The organism is Phycisphaerales bacterium, assembly GCA_040221175.1.
In the GTDB taxonomy this organism is placed as follows: domain Bacteria; phylum Planctomycetota; class Phycisphaerae; order Phycisphaerales; family UBA1924; genus JAHCJI01.
Genome location: JAVJVK010000004.1, coordinates 744,039 through 759,626 on the forward strand (window position 1 = coordinate 744,039; position 15,588 = coordinate 759,626).

The window sequence follows — 15,588 nt, forward strand, 5'->3', positions numbered from 1 at the left end:
TTGCATGGGTGGTGTTCGGGTGGGCGGTGGTTTGTTCCGAGAAGGCCGGGCTAGGCAGCCCTCGATCTACGGTCCGCGGCAGTCCGGATGCCCGTGGTGCCGCGCCGGGCCTGGAGGGCGAGGTAGTTGTCGCCGGTTGCGCCTACCTCGCCGAACCACCACAGCGTCCAGGTGTCGCCAACTTCGGGCCGGTCGTCGTCGCCGAAGTAGAGCCAGCAGGTGACCGAGATGGGCAATCCACCAGGCTTGGGCGTGCTGCCAATATATCGCGCTTCGAGTGCCGCCCCATCTTGAAATCGCACGCTCATGGCTCAGCACCCCGACTCGAACAGGTTGAAGAACTCCAGGAAGTCGAAGACGTCGAGCATTCCGTCGTAGTCGAAGTCGGCGAAACCGGACGAGCCGCCGCTATCGAATCGGTTCTGGAACTCGAAGAAGTCGAAGACGGTCAGGTCGCCATCGGCGTCGAGATCGGCCGGGCAGCCGAGCAGCCACTCGAGCTGCCGTTCGGCGGTGAGGATGCCAGATTCCCAGTAGTCCCAGTGCTGGCCGTTGACGATTACCGCGCCGTCCCGTGAAACGACGATGGCTCCGGTCGAGTCGTCGACGAACTCGGCGATCACGGAGGCATCTCCGCCTGGTTCGAGCCAATCGCCATAGTCGCTGGTTGGCGGCAGGAACGGGTCGTCGTTTACGCGCCACCCAAGCTGGCGAAACGCCGGGTGCCGCCGCGTCGGATCGTCCCGCCCATGAACGGTGAATATATCTTGGAGCGGCTCTTCGACATCCACCGCCGCATCAATGCCGAGGATGGGCCACACTTCGGGCTGCTCGTCGAGCTGCGCCATCGAGAACATGAGCTTCCCGCCGCCGTCGACGTGCGAGGCCAGCTCGGCGATGATGTCGCCCGCCAGCGGTCCCTCGAACGCGTCGAACCACCGGATGATCACCAGGTCCCACGGGCCGTCGCGCAAGGCCGGCAGCAGCAGGTCCTCACGCTGGAAGACGAGCGTGACGTGATCGAGCAAGCCGAGATTCGAGAGTGCGCTGCCGATCGGAAAACTCTCGAACCCGCCTTGGCCGCTGAACAAGATGCGCGGATCATCTTGGGCCGTCGCGTTGGGAGATATCAGCGGCAAGGTTCCGCACGCGAGCAAAATTATGAACCTCATGTCGTTCCTCTCTTGAGCGGGGCGGTGTCGTTACATGAATCGATACATGAACCCAAGACCTGTCGCCGGCCCCGTATCGGCGTTGCCCCATGCATAGCCGCCGGGACGAGCTTTCGATGAGTTGGCCGGCTGCACGCAGCGGAGCTCGACTACCATGCGGCTGTACCCGAACGAATCGACGACCAGCACCGGGCTTGAATCGCCCTGCACGTTCGTTGTACGGAACCCCGGAATCATCGACCGATCGTGGCGAATGGTGGCGCGCCTGGAGAAAGAGCCGTCGGTCGGGAGCACCGTCGTACCGCTGCCGATCTCGTCGTAGCCGATGGTGATATCGAATTGGCCGAGGTACTCTCCGACGTACTCGTTCGTGCCGGCGTTGAGCTCGCTCACGCCCCAGATTGCACCGATGCCCATGGCGATGTCACCGCCTGGGTCGGAACCGGTTGGCTGGGTCGAACCGGGCTTGCCGATGAACTTGAACATCGCGTTGTTCGCGTTGCTATCCACCGGTATCACCAATCGCTGGTCCGCAATATCGCCGAGCTGGTCCGCCCAGAGGTTCTCTGCGTGCGCATACGCGTCCGGCGCGCTCAACCCCATCGCTTCCGGCGTCGTGCCGTGGGGCACGAAGTACTTTCCACCAGCGCCGTCGGTCGCAAGCGTCCACGCGATCTTGCTCGTTGTGGTATATTGGGTGGTCATGGGCTAAGGCTCCTGCGCTTACAGGTACCTGTAGAGGAACCCGAGGAAGTCGGCCGAGTTGGTCGTCTGCAGCGACGTGGTGACGACGGCACGCCGCATCTCAACGATGACGTAGGTGTAGCCCATCGTGTCGACGACCAGAACGGGCGCCGCTTCGCCCTCCTGTCCGACGACACGCATGCCCGGGAACAGAGACCGATCGTCTTGGACGCCAACCTCCCGGGCCCAGAAACCTGGGTTCGTATCCCCGCTGTCGGGCAGGACCGCCGAAGAGTCGATCTCTTTCTCGCCGAGAACGATCTTGGCCTTGCCAAGATAGTCTCCGACGTACTCGGTCGCCCCGTTGAGCTCGGACACGCCCCAAAGGCCCACCAGCCCGGTCCGGGCAACCGTGCTCGTCGTCGCAGGATTGCCGTAGAACTTGAGCAACAAGTTGTTGCTCTCCACGCTCGTCAGGTCGAGGCGGACGCGTTGCGTCTGGCCGGTGGTTAAGACGGATTACCAGTCTGAAAAGGTATCGGTATGAGCGTACGTCTCGGGATCACTGAGGGCGCCGGATTGATCAAAATAGTCATTGGCCGGGTCTTGGACGGTCCAAGCGACTTGCTGGCTGACGGGCGTAACGGCTGTGGCCATGGGGTCTCCCTCTGGTTCTGGGTCGATCTGGAGCTAGCTCTTGTCAATATACCCGAAGATGCGCCAACCCGTCGCATCTTTGACGTGAAGATCCTGCCAACCTCCGAGAACCCCCCCCAATCTGGGGCTTCGGGGCCCCCAAGGGCCTTGGGAGTGGCCGATTCTTGCCCAACCCGCACAACCGGCCGTTTTCTGCGGCTCGCACGCACCCAACTTTCAAACGCCTTGTCAACTCCCCCGATGAACACGCAGGCCCCGGGCGTCTGGGGCGTTGCACCAAGCCTTCTCCGCTGGACCGCCAGCGCGCAGGGGGAGGCGGACATACGAGGCCGGGCACGGGCGCTCCTTCGAGCACCCACGCGCGGCCGCGACGGAGGCGCTGCCATGAGCAGACGACCGCGTGACGAGCAGGCCCTCCTGGCCTGGAGCAAGGCCCGGGCACTGCAGTGGAAGGGTGGCCAGGCCGGCGTGCCGGATATCGGAATCACCCAGGCGATGGCCGACGCCTTCGACCTGGCCGTTTCCGAGGCAGAATCGGCATTCCTGGCGATGCAGAGTGCAAGGCAGTTGGCCGAGAACCGCACGAGCGAGAAGGACGACAAGTTCGAGGCGATGCTCGACCAGCTCGAGTTCCTCGTGCCGTCGATCGACGCCTACGCCAAGGCAACCGGCGATGCGAGCGTCTACACCCGCGCGGGGATCGACGCGCCCAAAAAGCCCGCCAAGCGCGGCGCGCCGCCCACCCCCACCGACATGCAGGCCGAGCTGACCAACGGCGGCGACGTCGTGATCCGCTTCGCCTGCGCCACCGGGGGCGGGGCGTTCTTCGAGATCCAGCGCCGCCTGACGGCCCTGGACGGCATGGTCCAGACCTGGCAGCCGCTGGTGACCGTGACCGAGAAGACCTATACCGACGAGGCGGTGCCCCGCGGCTACCGCAGCGTGGACTACCGCGTGCGGGCCACGCGCACCAACGGCAAGGCCAGCGAGTACAGCGAGAGCGCGACGGCCTACTTCGGCAGCTCGGCAAGCGAGCAGCCCGCACCGGCGGGCGTCACCATCGAGGACGCCCAGCGGCTCAGGGATGCCCAGACGGCCAAGGGCAAGGGCCAGGCCGGCTGAGATAGGTCTGGCTGACAAGAGGCTGGCACCACACCACGCGCGCCGCCGGGGACACCGGGCGGCGTGCTTTCTTGCGCGCAAACCGCCGCGTCGCGCATCGCGTTACGCCAATCTTACAAGAACCCGCCGCTCGTCGGCCGAGATCGCCCCTTCCATGTCGGCCAGCCAGCGGCGGGCGTCGGTGGTGTAGCCGGCGGTGGGCTTGACCTCGGGGCGGCGCTCGCGCCAGTAGGCGTTGAAGCGCTCCATCGTCAGCTCGCGCACCAGCTTGGCCTGCATCGACGCGAGCGCCACGGGCAGGTGGGCCTCCTCGGCCCTGGGCTGCACGCGGATGCGCGCATTGGGCACGTCCACGAACTGGTAGGTGCTGGCCTCTGGCGCCTCGGCCAGCGTGCGGAGGGGGCGGCCGAAGACGCGGGCCAGGGCGTCCTGGTAGCGCGTGCGGCCGCCCTGGCGGTCGAGGACGATGCGGGTGTGGACGTTCCCCTCGCCGTGCTCGCGCTCGTGTTCAAGCCGGGTCCGCTCGATCAGGTCGAGGATGGCCGGGGCGTGCTCGGCGATGGCGGCCAGCGTCGTGTTGGCCTTGGATCTTCCGCCTTCGAGCTGGGCGTTGAAGCGGGCCTCGTCGGTGCGGGCGACGCGCTGGAGCGTGCAGGCCACGCCCGCGCGGGCCATGGCGCGCGCCAGCGTGTTGGCGGCGATGCCCGCCTCGGCCGCGTCGGCGTGGCCCGGGCAGGGCAGGGGCTGGCCGCCGTACCAATGGAGCGCGCACGGCCCGACCGCCAGGCACTCGAACAGGGCCGCGTCGGTCGCGGGGATCGACCCCGTGCGGGCCCGCACGAAGGCCAGCACGCTCCGCTCGGCCTCGGCCAGGCGACCGGCGCCCATCGCCATCGGCTTGCACAGCTTCTTGCTGTCGGCGACGGCCAGGCGGCGCTTCTTGTCCCCGGGCTTGCGGCAGACGGCCGAGCGCAGCAGCTTCCAGGCGTTGGGGGCCGGCTGGCTGGGCTCCCAGTCGTCGATGCGCAGGGCCGCCAGGCCCACGCACAGGGGGCCCAGCATGGGTCCGTAGCCCGCCTCGTCGATGCCGATGTAGAGGAGCACCGACCATCGTTGCCGGCTCCCCCACCACCGGGCAAGGGACCGACCCTGTCGGTTGTCAACAACGTACGATGCGTCGATGCAAGAGCGACGCCCCACACGGCCCATCTACGTTGGCAACGAGAAGACCGGCATCGTCCAGATTGGCGGCGGCCTGCCCGATTCGTCGGGCAAAGCCACCAGCCCCGCGCCGGTGAGCGTGCAGACCATGACCGCCGGGTATACGCACGACGTGGACAAGTGCGTGGCGGAGGTCCACAAGCTCCAGGCGGCCGGGGCCGACGTGGTCCGCGTAGCGGTGCCCGAGAAGAAGGACACCGAGGCGCTCAAGGAGATCCTCGCCCAGACCAGCGTGCCGATCGTGGCCGACGTGCACTTCCACTTCAAGCGGGCGCTCGAGGCCGTCGAGGCAGGGGTGCACAAGATCCGCCTGAACCCGGGGAACATCAACGACCGCGAGCAGGTGATCGAGGTGATCAACGCCTGCAAGGACGCGGGCCTGCCCATCCGCGTGGGGGTGAACGAGGGCTCGATCATCGAGCGGCGCGACAAGCAGAAGCGGGCGAAGGAGCTGGGCGCCTTCTTCAGCGACCACAAGCACGGCTACATGCTGGCCATCATGATCGCCAAGCTTGAAGAATACCTGGACATCTTCTACGAGCAGGACTTCCACGACGTGGCCATCAGCGCCAAGAGCATGGACGCCACGATGGTGATCGACGCGTACACCGAGATCAGCAAGCGCTTCGACCACCCGCTGCACCTGGGCGTGACGCACGCGGGGCCCAAGGAAACCGGCTGTATCCGTTCCGTGGTGGCGCTCGGAACGCTGCTGGCCAATGGCATCGGCGACACGATCCGCATCAGCTACGCGAACGACCCGATCTACGAGGTCGAGGACGGGCTGGAGTTGCTCTACTCCCTCGGCCTGCGCGAGCGCATCGGGGCGGAACTGATTGCCTGCCCCACGTGTGGCCGAATCCAGGTCGATCTGTTCAGCCTGGTGCAGGAGGTTCGCGCGAAGCTGGCCAGCGACATCCAGGTGCCCATGAAGGTCGCCGTGATGGGCTGCGTCGTGAACGGGCCGGGCGAGGCCGAGGGCGCCGACGTAGCCGTCTTCGCCGGCGACCGCCGCGGCATCATCTACGTGCAGGGCGAGAAGGTCGCCAACGTGAACGAAGACGAGATCCTCGATCGCCTGCTCAAGGAGTGCCTGGCCTTCCAGGACGCCGTCCGCGCCGGCACGGCCAAGCTGGGCGAGAAGAAGGTGGACATCGTGCCGCCCGACCCGCTGGGCGAACTCGGCAGCGGGTGGGAGAAGATGGCGGCCGAGCGGCTGAAGGGCGCGGACCTGACGATCGGGCAGTCTTGAGCCTCTCTGGGGAACTTACTTTTTCAGCTGCGCCGCTATGCCCGCGGTCAGGCCGCCATCGACGGCGAATTCGGCGCCCGTCACGTATGCGGACTCGTCGCTGAGCAAGTACACCGCAAGACTCGCGACGTCTTCGGGCGAACCCAGGCGCCGCAGCGGCACCTCGGCGGCGAACTCGGCGATGGCGGCCTCGCGATCGGGCGCGTGCTCGAGCAGCGCCTCCCACATGGGCGTGAGGATCGCGCCGGGCGAGATGGCGTTGCAGCGCACCGGATAGCCGCGTTCGGCGCAGCAAAGGGCGACCGAGCGGGTGTGGTTGATGACCGCGGCCTTGCTGCTGGCGTACGCCGCGGCGCCACCGACGCCAACCTTGCCGCTGCGCGAGGCGATGTTGACGATCGAGCCACCGCCTGCCTTCATCGCGGCGATCGCGTGCCTGCAGCCCAGGAAGACGCCGTCGAGGTTGATCGCGTGCACGGCCCGCCAATCTTCGAGCGAGCAGTGCTCGGCGTCTTGGGGGCCCAGTTGGGGCACGCCGAAACCGGTGATGCCGGCGTTGTTGACCAGGCCGTGGAGGCCGCCGATGGATTCGAGGGCGGACGCCCAGTCCGACTGCGAACGGACGTCGAGATGGAGGTACGTCGCGCCGATCTCGGCCGCGGCCTTCGCACCCTCTTCGTCGCGGATGTCGCTCAGGTAGACCGTCGCGCCTTCGTCGAGGCACGCCCGCGCGATCGCCAGGCCGATGCCTTGGGCGGCGCCGGTGACGAGGATGCGTTTGCCTTCCAGTCGCCGGCCCGCCACGTCAGAAGACCCTCGCGGCCGGCGGCGTGTCGCTGGTCAGCCCCCCCGCCGCCAGGCACTCGTGCAGTGCGTCGGCATCGCGGGTGGTGAAGGCGCCGCGGCTGAAGCTGTCAAGATCGAATACGCCCCAGCACTGCCCGTGCGCGTCGAAGAGCGGGATGACCAGTTCGGCCAGGTCCTTCGGGTCGCACGCCACGTAGCCCTCGCCCAGCGCCGCGACGTCGCGCACGACGAGGGTGATGTGCTGGCGGAACGACTGGCCGCACGCGCCGTGCATGCCAATGGGCGAGCAGGCGGGCTTGTCTCTCCGTGGGCCCAGCAGCATCTGCAGGTCGTCGTCGGGGTCGGGCAGGTAGAAGCCCAGCCACGACACGTCTTCGCTTGCCAGCGCGTCCCACGCAATATCGACAAGGCCCGCCATCCGCGTTGCGCGATCGCCGGTAAGGCGACGGCATGCGGAGAGCAGGCCCGTGTAGTCGCGAACTCGCGACGTGGTCTCGCTCATGTGGAGATCAGAGCGTCGCGGAGGTGTAGGGCAGCAGGCCCATGAAGCGGGCCCGCTTGATCGCCTGGGCGATCATGGCCTGCTCCTTGGCGGTGGTGCTCAGACGCTTGCGGCCGTAGATCTTGCCGTTGGGGCTCATCATGCGGCGCAGGTTGTCGGCGTCCTTCCAGTCGACGTAGGTCACGCCGTTGCCGGAAGTCTTGATCACGCTCTTCTTGTTGGGTCCGCCGCCGAAGCGGGAAAAACGGCTCATGCTGGCCTCCGTCGTGGTCCATGGCGCCCGGGCGAGACCTCCTCGCAATGGGGCGCGACGGTGAGTTTGGGTCGAATCTCAGTCCCAGCGGGGCTTGGGCGGCGCATCGGCCGATGGCTGCCCCGAGGGCGGAGATGATAGCGGGGCTGGCCGGGCCGGGTCCACCGCGGTGGAACCTTCGCCCTTCGCCCGGGCGGGGGCCGCGGATCGCCGATCGGCCTCGCTTGGCTCTCCAGCCTCGCTGGCAGGCCTGCTACGGCCGCAGAAGCGGTCGAACGAGGCCCTCCCGCCGCCGCGGATGACCAGGAACAGGCACCCGGCGGCCAGGACGCCGTTGCGGTACATCTGGCACATGCCGATGGTGTCGTCGCAAGGGAAGCTGAAGTCGCCGAAACAGCCGCACTGGACGTTCATGTCGCGGGCGATGGCGGTGTAGATGGCGTACATGAACACGCCCAGAGCGCTGAGCATGGCGAAGGCCGCCGCCCGCGTCCAGAGCCCCAGCAGGATGAGCACGGCACAGATGGCTTCGAGCCACGGCACGGCGAAGGTCGAGACGACCACGACGTGGTGGTGATCGAAGCGATCAAGCAACTTGAAGGCCTGAATCGACTCGGCGAAGGCCTGCGCCGCGTCCGGGCTGCGCAGCTTCATGAATGCGGCAAAGCCGAACACGCCCGCCAGGAACAGGCGGACGAAGACGGTGAACACCACGTCGATGCGCTGACCGGTGGTCACTTAGCCACCCCCCGCCGGCTCGGTCGGATGGCCGGCGGCCTTCCAGGCACCGAAACCCTCGTGCATGATGTAGACTTCGGTGTAGCCGCGGCCGATGAGCCGCTGGGCGACGTTCTCCGAGGCGTCGCACTCGCCGCCCCCGCAGAAGATGATGACCGGGAAGGCGCGATCGACCTGGGCGAGCACCTGGGCGCTCATCCCGCTGATGAAGTCGCGCGTCTCGAGGTGAAAGGCGCCCTCGATCGTGCCGTCGGTTCGCTCGGCGTCGGTGCGGGCATCGATGAACGCCATGCCGTCTTCCCAGTACTCGTACGCGCGATCGACGGAGATGTAGTAGTCGGGCAGGTCCGCTTGCTCTTGGACGCCCTGATCGGGAACGGGAATCGGATCGGCCACGGTGGGATCGACGCCCAGTTCGGGTTCTTCGACGGTCGACGCCTCTGGTTCGGGCGCTGGCTCGGGGTCGCTCGCAGACGCCGACTCGCCGCCGGTTGAAGGCTGGGAAGCGCGTCCCTGGCGTTCGAGCGCGTCGGCGACGTCGCGGGTGATGGGCCACTGCATGGAGTGGGCCACGGCGGCGCCGACCGCCACGATCAGGATGATGGCAAGTCGACCGAAAAACCGCATGGATTACTCGCCCGAGCGGGTGTCGACCACGCGGCCCACGTAGGGCAGCATGACCTGCTCTTCGAGGGGCACGTCGGTGTGGACCACGAAGTTGCCGCGAATCCGGCCGGCCTGCTCGATGCTGGGCAGCACGAGCTTGACACGGTACGCATCGACGGCCTTACCGTTGGAGCCCGCCTCGGCGTCGATCGGTTCAACGGTGTACTCGATCTTCATCGGGGCCATGCCGGCCGGCTGCAGCGGGCGAAGCTCGACGCCGGTGATCTTGAACGGCTCGTTGCGGCCGTGACGAACTTCGACGATTTCTTCGAGTTCGCGGCCGACGCTCAGCGTGCCCAGGGACATACGCAAGGGGTTGATCGAAACGTCGCCCTCGACCTGGGCGCCCACCGGAACGGTGACGAGCTTGCGACGATCGTCGTTGGTGCGGATGGTCGCCAGCGCCTGAGCGCGACCGGGAGGCGCGTCTTCGCGGAGCGTGACGAGGATGTCGGTCCGAGCGACGGACTCGCCTTCCTGCTCGAGGCGGTCGGTGCCCAGGATGTCGACGTTGAAGTACTTCGCGCCTTCGCCCACGAGCGTGACGTGGAATGCCTCGAAGTCTTCGTGCGAGCCGGTCAGGCTGATGAGCGTCTCCTTGCGGGTGTGCTTGGTGACTTGGCCCAGGTTGACCTGCATGGGTTCGATCGAGATGAGCGGCTTGACGAATGCACGGACCTTGACGGCCACCATCGGGTTGGCCGGGTCGCTGGTGCGGAACGTCACCGTCTGCTCGTGGCGGCCCGCGGTCTTTCCGCGAGGATCAAACTCCACTTCGAGCTCGACCGATTCGCCCGGGGCGAACTCGTTCTTGGGTAGCTCGGCCACCGTACAGCCGCAGGTGGTGCTCACGCTGGGCACCATCAGGGCGGTGTTGCCCGTGTTGCGGAAGCGGATGGTGCCTGTTGCTGGCTCGGTGTCCAGGATCGTGCCCAGGTCGATGATGGGCGTTTCCAGATCGAAGGTGGCCTGGCCGTTCTGGCCGTCCTCTTCCTGCTGCTGGCTGCCTGGCACCACGACCGCGCCACCGGCCTGCTGGGCGAGCGTGGCGGCGGGCGAGAGGGTGAGGCTCGCGCCCAGGCCAAGGACGGCCAGGATGGTCAAGCGAGAGTTGCTGGTCATGCTCTTTCCCCTATCTCCTCGCCCGCTGGGGGCGACCTCGCGGAGCCTGCAACAGCACCACCGATCCGATCGGGTGGCCCGCAGGCACGCCTGCATCATTGTTCGGCCGCCGGGGGCCGCTGTCAGCATACCACAGGTCGCCGACTTCGCCCACCATGAAGCGCCAGCCGACACAAGCTGTCACGTCCGTCCGCTATTTCCGCGCCCCGCGATTCGAATACCAGACACAGACTGAACAATTCACTCCATGGCTTCCGCGAGCCTATTCAGGGCGTGGGCGTAGCAGGCGGTCCGCATCGGGATGTTCTCGGACTGCATGAGGTCGTACACCTGGCCGAAGGACTCGGACATGATCTCGCCCAGGCGCTTGTGCACGGTCTCCAGGTCCCAGTAATAGCCGCTGATGTTCTGCGTCCATTCGAAGTAGCTGACCGTGACGCCCCCGGCGTTGGCCAGGATGTCGGGCACGACCAGCGTGTCGCCCTTGGAGAGGATCTCGTCGGCTTCCTTTGTCAGCGGGCCGTTGGCCAGCTCGATGAGCACCTGGGCCTTGATCTTCTTGGCGTTGTCCTTCCGTACGGCGTTCTCGAGCGCGGCGGGCACGAGCACGTCGACCTCCAGTTCCAGCAGATCCTCGTTGCTGATCTTCTTGCCGGCCTCGGGCAGGCGTCCGGAATCGACCTTGGTGGCAATGGTTTCGCGAACGTCCAGCCCCGAGGCGTCATAGATCCCGCCACGGGAGTCGCTGACCGCCACGACCTTGTAGCCGGCCTTGTCGGCCAGCTTGGCGAAGTGCTGGCCTGCATTGCCGAAGCCCTGGATAGCCACGGTAATGTCCTTGGGGTCCCAGCCGCGCTTCTTCTCGACCTGCTGGAGGCACACGAAGCCACCGCGACCGGTTGCATCGTCGCGGCCCAGCGATCCTCCGACGGCGACTGGCTTGCCGGTAATGACGCCCGGGTATCGTCCGCGCTTGATGACGTCGAATTCGTCGCTCATCCAGCCCATGATCTTCGCATTCGTGTACACGTCCGGGGCGGGCACGTCGATGTCCGGCCCGAGCACATCGGCCATGCCGCGCATGTAGCCGCGGCTGAGGGTTTCGAGTTCGCGCTCGCTGAGCTTGCGAGGATCGACGACGACGCCGCCCTTGCCGCCACCGAAGGGAATGCCCACGGTGGCGCACTTGAACGTCATCCAGAACGCCAGGGCGCGAACTTCGCCCGGCGTGACATCGGGGTGGTAGCGGATGCCACCCTTGGCCGGCCCGCGGACGGTGTTGTATCGGCAGCGATAGCCGGTGAAGACCTCGAGCGAGCCGTCGTCTTTTTTGACTGGAATGGCGACTTCGGAGAACCGCTCGGCGTGCCGGAGCCGCTCGACCGTGTCCGCGCTGGCGGAACTGTGCTTGGCGGCGGACTCCAAGCGGGGCAGGGCTTCGTCCACGAACACGTCTGAGGCCATCGGCTTCTCCTTGCTTTGCACGCTCGTCGTGCGGGCAGTATCCGCCGCAAGGATCGGCCCAAGGCGAAGAACGACGTTGCATTCGGGTCAACCCGAAGTTGCATAAGCCGCGACGGGCGCGGCAAACGCCAGCCTCGTGTATGCCAGCCTGAATCCCAAGCGAGCGGCATTGCGTTCGGTCGGAATGCCGGGCTCGCACTCGATGACGGCGAGAGCGCAGCCTTCTTCCTGGCCCTGCCTCAAGCGGTGGGCGATCAGTGCTTGCTGGATGCCCCGGCGGCGGAATCGCTGGTCCACCGTCGCGCCCCACAGCGAGGCGACCTTGATTGGTCCCTGGCCCGGCATCGGCGATATGGACACGACTTCCATGCCGCATGTGGCGGCCGGCTCACCATCGACGAACGCCCAGAAACCCCTGGATCGAGGATGCTTCTGGCTGCGGATCATGGCCTCGACCTGTGCGGCCGGCGCAGGCTTGCCGGGCTCGGCGAAGCCATCCATCGTAAATCGCGCAATCGCCTCGACCGCGGCCCCATCCGTTGCATCCAGCCGCTCGATGGTCAGGCCGGAGACCTCCGGTGTGTGAATCGGCATATCGAGGCCCCTGGCCAGGACACGCTCTACTTCCTCGAGCACCAGGCTCGTCCGAGCCAATGCAGCGAACTCGGGTTTGGTGCTCTGGTCGGTCAGGACGATGCGGGGCCGACCGCCCCGGGTAGCGATGTAGCTCGCGATGGCCTGAGCGCCCTCGTCGGTAAGCACCGACTCGAGCCCGCAGCCGATCGCCGAGCACAGCCAGGGCGCACCGGCCATGAATGCCACGACGCCACCGCCCTGACTGGCTGGTCGAACTTCGTGCTCGTCGGCCAGTTCGGCGATGACCGCCATCTGCCGGCGTTCGTTCAGGCGCATGATGGTGGTCGAGCCAAGCGTTGTGCTCATCGCCAAGTGTAACCGCATCATGGCAAACGCCGGACGCGAACGCCAAGGAGAGAGCGTTCGCGTCCGGCGAATTGGGGTTCCTGGCGTTCGCCGCGTCAGCACCCGCCAGCGAAGGCGTTCTGGAAGCAGAGGAAGTCGAACAGGGTGAGGGCGCCGTCTCCGTCGCAGTCGGCGATGGCGTCGCCGGTCGCGAAGGCGTTCTGGAAGGCGAGGAAGTCGAAGATGTTCAGCCGGCCATCGCCGTCGAAGTCGGCATAGCACGAGGTCGTGTCTTCGAAGGTGAATGCACCGGTCACCAGGCCGTCGCCCGTGGCTGCATCGACCTGCCAGCGCCCCTCAAACGTGATGTGGTTGGAGCGATTGCCGGCGATCTCGCCGTTGCCGGCGACGACCACGACGACCTGGTCGTCCGCGATGGGCGGGCTCATCTCGACCAGGATGTCGCCGCCCGGGCGAGCCGGCGGATCGGCCGGCGGGGCGACCTTGGAGTCGATGGCGTTCGAGATGTTGACCGCCGCACCGGCTCCGACTACGGTGCCGGCGCCCACGCCGCCCACGCTACCGAGCGCGCCGCCGATGAGGATCTCGCCGGCATAGACCCACCACTTGGGCTTGAAGCTGCCGCCGTCGTCGGCGATCTCGACGTAGTCGAGCGTGGTCAGGTTGCCGTCGGCGTCGGTGTTCCAGATGCCCTCGATGGCGCTGTTCCACTGCTCATCGAGGATGGTGCCGAAGCCCTGGGCACGGGACTCGTAGCCGTCGGGCGTGGCCACGAGATCGCCGAAGTAGTCCAGGCTCATGACGCCGCCGCAGACGCTTCCCTGGCCAACGGCGCTCCAGTTCTGATCGTTGAAGCGAACCTCGATCTGCAGTGCGCCGCCCGAACAGGTCTCCCAGCCAGAACCCTCGGTCTGCATGTGCAGGCCGTGCAGGATGCTCTCGATGGCCATTTGCACGTTGGCGTGCTGGGCAACCTCCAACTGCTGATCCTGGGCGCTGGCGACCGTGCCGGCCAGCAGGGACAATCCAATGAACGACTTCAAAGCGATAGCGCGAGTCCGCATGGGACACCTCCACAAACTTGTTTGAAAACCTGGACCGCGTGGCTGGCCGCGCCGCTGACTGCGGCGCTGTGATGCCAGGCACCTGCTCGCCCACGATGAAAGCGAGCAGGATCCCCAATACTCACGCGCTCGTTTAACAAATCTTCGCACGTTCTGCTCTGATTGCACAGAAGTCCCTAGCCTCGGTCATGCCTGACGCCACGCACCTTGCCAGTCCGATGACCTATCGCTGCACCCTCCTGCGGGCCGGCCGGCTCTTGCTTGACGCCGGCGGCATGTTCGGGCTGATCCCCCGCGTGGTATGGGAGACGATGGTGACGCCGGACGACCGCCATCGCGTGGAACTCCACCACAATTGCCTGTGGCTTGTTGGAACCGAGGACGACCCCGAGTTGGGCCGGCCGCGGCAGGTCATCATCGAGGCGGGCACGGGCGACAAGCTCGACCCCAAGATGGCCGGCATCTTCGGGCTTGACGGCCGCACCGTGGAAACGGCGCTGACCGAGGCTGGCGGCGATCCGACAAGGATCGATGACGTGGTCATCAGCCACCTGCACTTCGATCACGCCGGGGGCCTGACCCGACGCCTGCGCCCTGGCGAGAGCCCGGACTGGTCGGCCGGGCCCGGGCAGGCCAGCGGCGATGCCAGCCAGGTGAAGCTGACCTTTCCCAACGCAACCGTGCACGTGCAGGAGAAGGAGTGGAAGACCGCCTTGGCGGGCGATTCGGTGATGACGCGAACGTACTACACCGACCACCTGGCGCCGATTGAGTCCCGGCTGAAGCTGCACGATTCGCCCCGCCCCTTCGAACCCGGGCGCGTGCCCCACAAGGACGAGCACCCCGCCCTTCGCTGGGAGCGGCGGACCACCACGATCCTGCCGGGGATCAAGGTCTTCCTGACGCCCGGGCACACCTGGGGCCAGCAGGCCACGTGGTTCACCGAAGATCGGGATCGCGCCATCATCTTCGTGCCCGACGTGATGCCGACCGCCTGGCACGCGGGCAAGGCCTACAGCCTGGCGTACGACGTGGAGCCGTACACCAGCATGGTGAGCAAGTCGTGGCTGCTGCGGGAGGCCAGCGAGCGGGGGTGGACCCTGATGCTGGACCATGAGCCATCGGACCCGTGGCGTCGCGTGGAGCCGAACGGGAAGGGCTGGTACGCCCTGAAGCCGGTAGATGGCCGCTGATCGACCCGATTCGCGGCCGGGGGTCTACCATCGGGCCATGCCCCCCGCGGTGAACGACACCACGGCTTCCAAATCCCTACCGCAGGCCGAGATCGAGGCCTCGACCGATGCGCGCGCGCCGGTCGAGGAAGGGCAGGACCCCGGGCCGAAGGGCCAGCCGATCGACGCCCCGAAGTCTCGGGCCACCTCGAAGAAAAAACGCCGGCGGACGCTCTGGGAGCGGGCCGAGGCGTTCGTGAGCCAGTTGAGCACGCGGAACCACTTTTGGCACCGCGTCTGCTCGCTGATCTGGCTGCCCTACGCATTCCACAGCGGCATCAAGATGAAGATGGTTGATGCCCAGACGTTCCAGGCGGTGCTGCCATTCCGGCGGTTCAACCGCAACTGGTACAACGCGATGGCCGGAGCCGCGCTGCTGGGCAATGCCGAGATCGCTGGCGGTTCGTACATCTTCAAGGTGTGCGGCGTGGACTACACCGTGGTGTGCAAGAAGCTTGAGTACCGCTTCCTGCGGCCTTGCCTGGGACCGGCGGTCTACCGCATCGAGCCCGAAGAGGACATCGAGGCTCTGGTCGCCACGGGCAAGGAGTTCAACTTGACCATCACGATGAACGTGGTCCAGCAGATCCGCCGGCCCAGCGATCGTGAGAAGCGTGTCGGCGTGGCAACAGCGACCTTCCACGTAACGCCCAAGGCCCACCAGCGCAGCCGCGGCCGGCTCAAGTAAGC

At 66.6% G+C, this 15,588-nt stretch carries 18 protein-coding genes; 4 read left to right on the top strand and 14 right to left on the bottom strand.

Annotated features, from left to right (window positions below; genetic code table 11):
* Nucleotides 1-50: 50 nt before the first annotated feature.
* From RIE32_05470 to RIE32_05485, 4 genes are all read right to left on the bottom strand, one after another.
* Entirely contained in the window at nucleotides 51-308 is a 258-nt protein-coding gene (locus tag RIE32_05470; protein MEQ9095694.1) for a hypothetical protein, read from the bottom strand.
* A 3-nt stretch (nucleotides 309-311) separates the two neighbouring features.
* Nucleotides 312-1,028, bottom strand: coding sequence for a GC-type dockerin domain-anchored protein (locus tag RIE32_05475; protein MEQ9095695.1), 717 nt, complete (start codon nucleotides 1,026-1,028; stop codon nucleotides 312-314).
* A 174-nt stretch (nucleotides 1,029-1,202) separates the two neighbouring features.
* Entirely contained in the window at nucleotides 1,203-1,877 is a 675-nt protein-coding gene (locus RIE32_05480; GenBank protein ID MEQ9095696.1) for a hypothetical protein, read from the bottom strand.
* A gap of 18 nt (nucleotides 1,878-1,895) precedes the next feature.
* On the bottom strand, nucleotides 1,896-2,324 hold the full coding sequence (locus RIE32_05485) for a hypothetical protein (GenBank protein MEQ9095697.1): 429 nt from the start codon (nucleotides 2,322-2,324) through the stop codon (nucleotides 1,896-1,898).
* Nucleotides 2,325-2,897: 573 nt separating this feature from the next.
* Between RIE32_05485 and RIE32_05490 the strand changes: the two genes are divergently transcribed.
* Nucleotides 2,898-3,635, top strand: coding sequence for a hypothetical protein (locus tag RIE32_05490; protein MEQ9095698.1), 738 nt, complete (start codon nucleotides 2,898-2,900; stop codon nucleotides 3,633-3,635).
* Nucleotides 3,636-3,737: 102 nt separating this feature from the next.
* On the opposite strand, the gene RIE32_05495 is transcribed toward RIE32_05490, so the two are convergent.
* Complete coding sequence (locus RIE32_05495) at nucleotides 3,738-4,739, bottom strand: hypothetical protein (GenBank protein MEQ9095699.1); 1,002 nt, start codon at nucleotides 4,737-4,739, stop codon at nucleotides 3,738-3,740.
* Between the two features lie 76 nt (nucleotides 4,740-4,815).
* On the opposite strand from RIE32_05495, the gene ispG reads away from it, so the two are divergent.
* Entirely contained in the window at nucleotides 4,816-6,108 is a 1,293-nt protein-coding gene (ispG, locus tag RIE32_05500; protein ID MEQ9095700.1) for a flavodoxin-dependent (E)-4-hydroxy-3-methylbut-2-enyl-diphosphate synthase, read from the top strand.
* A 15-nt stretch (nucleotides 6,109-6,123) separates the two neighbouring features.
* Here ispG and RIE32_05505 read toward each other — a convergent pair whose 3' ends face one another.
* The 9 genes from RIE32_05505 to RIE32_05545 form a co-directional block, all read right to left on the bottom strand.
* Nucleotides 6,124-6,912, bottom strand: coding sequence for an SDR family oxidoreductase (locus RIE32_05505; GenBank protein MEQ9095701.1), 789 nt, complete (start codon nucleotides 6,910-6,912; stop codon nucleotides 6,124-6,126).
* A 1-nt stretch (nucleotide 6,913) separates the two neighbouring features.
* Nucleotides 6,914-7,417, bottom strand: a complete 504-nt coding sequence (locus RIE32_05510) for a GAF domain-containing protein (GenBank protein ID MEQ9095702.1) — start codon at nucleotides 7,415-7,417, stop codon at nucleotides 6,914-6,916.
* Between the two features lie 7 nt (nucleotides 7,418-7,424).
* The gene (gene rpsR / locus RIE32_05515; protein MEQ9095703.1) at nucleotides 7,425-7,670 is read right to left on the bottom strand and encodes a 30S ribosomal protein S18; all 246 of its coding nucleotides are present in this window, start codon (nucleotides 7,668-7,670) and stop codon (nucleotides 7,425-7,427) included.
* A 78-nt stretch (nucleotides 7,671-7,748) separates the two neighbouring features.
* On the bottom strand, nucleotides 7,749-8,408 hold the full coding sequence (locus RIE32_05520) for a MauE/DoxX family redox-associated membrane protein (protein MEQ9095704.1): 660 nt from the start codon (nucleotides 8,406-8,408) through the stop codon (nucleotides 7,749-7,751).
* The gene (locus RIE32_05525; GenBank protein MEQ9095705.1) at nucleotides 8,409-9,035 is read right to left on the bottom strand and encodes a rhodanese-like domain-containing protein; all 627 of its coding nucleotides are present in this window, start codon (nucleotides 9,033-9,035) and stop codon (nucleotides 8,409-8,411) included.
* A gap of 3 nt (nucleotides 9,036-9,038) precedes the next feature.
* Nucleotides 9,039-10,196 carry a DUF1573 domain-containing protein gene (locus RIE32_05530; GenBank protein ID MEQ9095706.1) on the bottom strand — a complete coding sequence of 386 codons (1,158 nt, stop codon included), beginning with the start codon at nucleotides 10,194-10,196 and terminating at the stop codon, nucleotides 9,039-9,041.
* Between the two features lie 240 nt (nucleotides 10,197-10,436).
* Nucleotides 10,437-11,660 (bottom strand): Glu/Leu/Phe/Val dehydrogenase, encoded by a 1,224-nt coding sequence (locus RIE32_05535; protein ID MEQ9095707.1) that lies wholly within the window; start codon nucleotides 11,658-11,660, stop codon nucleotides 10,437-10,439.
* Nucleotides 11,661-11,747: 87 nt separating this feature from the next.
* Nucleotides 11,748-12,602: a GNAT family N-acetyltransferase gene (locus RIE32_05540; protein MEQ9095708.1), complete on the bottom strand. Its 855-nt coding sequence runs from the start codon at nucleotides 12,600-12,602 to the stop codon at nucleotides 11,748-11,750.
* A gap of 95 nt (nucleotides 12,603-12,697) precedes the next feature.
* On the bottom strand, nucleotides 12,698-13,666 hold the full coding sequence (locus RIE32_05545; protein ID MEQ9095709.1) for a GC-type dockerin domain-anchored protein: 969 nt from the start codon (nucleotides 13,664-13,666) through the stop codon (nucleotides 12,698-12,700).
* Nucleotides 13,667-13,854: 188 nt separating this feature from the next.
* On the opposite strand from RIE32_05545, the gene RIE32_05550 reads away from it, so the two are divergent.
* Together RIE32_05550 and RIE32_05555 are read left to right on the top strand one after the other, a co-directional pair.
* Nucleotides 13,855-14,859, top strand: a complete 1,005-nt coding sequence (locus RIE32_05550) for an MBL fold metallo-hydrolase (GenBank protein MEQ9095710.1) — start codon at nucleotides 13,855-13,857, stop codon at nucleotides 14,857-14,859.
* A 37-nt stretch (nucleotides 14,860-14,896) separates the two neighbouring features.
* Nucleotides 14,897-15,586 carry a hypothetical protein gene (locus RIE32_05555; protein MEQ9095711.1) on the top strand — a complete coding sequence of 230 codons (690 nt, stop codon included), beginning with the start codon at nucleotides 14,897-14,899 and terminating at the stop codon, nucleotides 15,584-15,586.
* Nucleotides 15,587-15,588: the final 2 nt, after the last annotated feature.

Coding starts and splice junctions, on each gene's coding strand:
- RIE32_05545 (MEQ9095709.1), bottom strand. CDS start 13,666: ATGCGGACTCGCGCTATCGCTTTGAAGTCGTTCATTGGATTGTCCCTG.
- RIE32_05535 (MEQ9095707.1), bottom strand. CDS start 11,660: ATGGCCTCAGACGTGTTCGTGGACGAAGCCCTGCCCCGCTTGGAGTCC.
- RIE32_05510 (MEQ9095702.1), bottom strand. CDS start 7,417: ATGAGCGAGACCACGTCGCGAGTTCGCGACTACACGGGCCTGCTCTCC.
- RIE32_05525 (MEQ9095705.1), bottom strand. CDS start 9,035: ATGCGGTTTTTCGGTCGACTTGCCATCATCCTGATCGTGGCGGTCGGC.
- RIE32_05490 (MEQ9095698.1), top strand. CDS start 2,898: ATGAGCAGACGACCGCGTGACGAGCAGGCCCTCCTGGCCTGGAGCAAG.
- RIE32_05550 (MEQ9095710.1), top strand. CDS start 13,855: ATGCCTGACGCCACGCACCTTGCCAGTCCGATGACCTATCGCTGCACC.
- rpsR (MEQ9095703.1), bottom strand. CDS start 7,670: ATGAGCCGTTTTTCCCGCTTCGGCGGCGGACCCAACAAGAAGAGCGTG.
- RIE32_05480 (MEQ9095696.1), bottom strand. CDS start 1,877: ATGACCACCCAATATACCACAACGAGCAAGATCGCGTGGACGCTTGCG.
- RIE32_05540 (MEQ9095708.1), bottom strand. CDS start 12,602: ATGAGCACAACGCTTGGCTCGACCACCATCATGCGCCTGAACGAACGC.
- RIE32_05470 (MEQ9095694.1), bottom strand. CDS start 308: ATGAGCGTGCGATTTCAAGATGGGGCGGCACTCGAAGCGCGATATATT.
- RIE32_05530 (MEQ9095706.1), bottom strand. CDS start 10,196: ATGACCAGCAACTCTCGCTTGACCATCCTGGCCGTCCTTGGCCTGGGC.
- ispG (MEQ9095700.1), top strand. CDS start 4,816: ATGCAAGAGCGACGCCCCACACGGCCCATCTACGTTGGCAACGAGAAG.
- RIE32_05555 (MEQ9095711.1), top strand. CDS start 14,897: ATGCCCCCCGCGGTGAACGACACCACGGCTTCCAAATCCCTACCGCAG.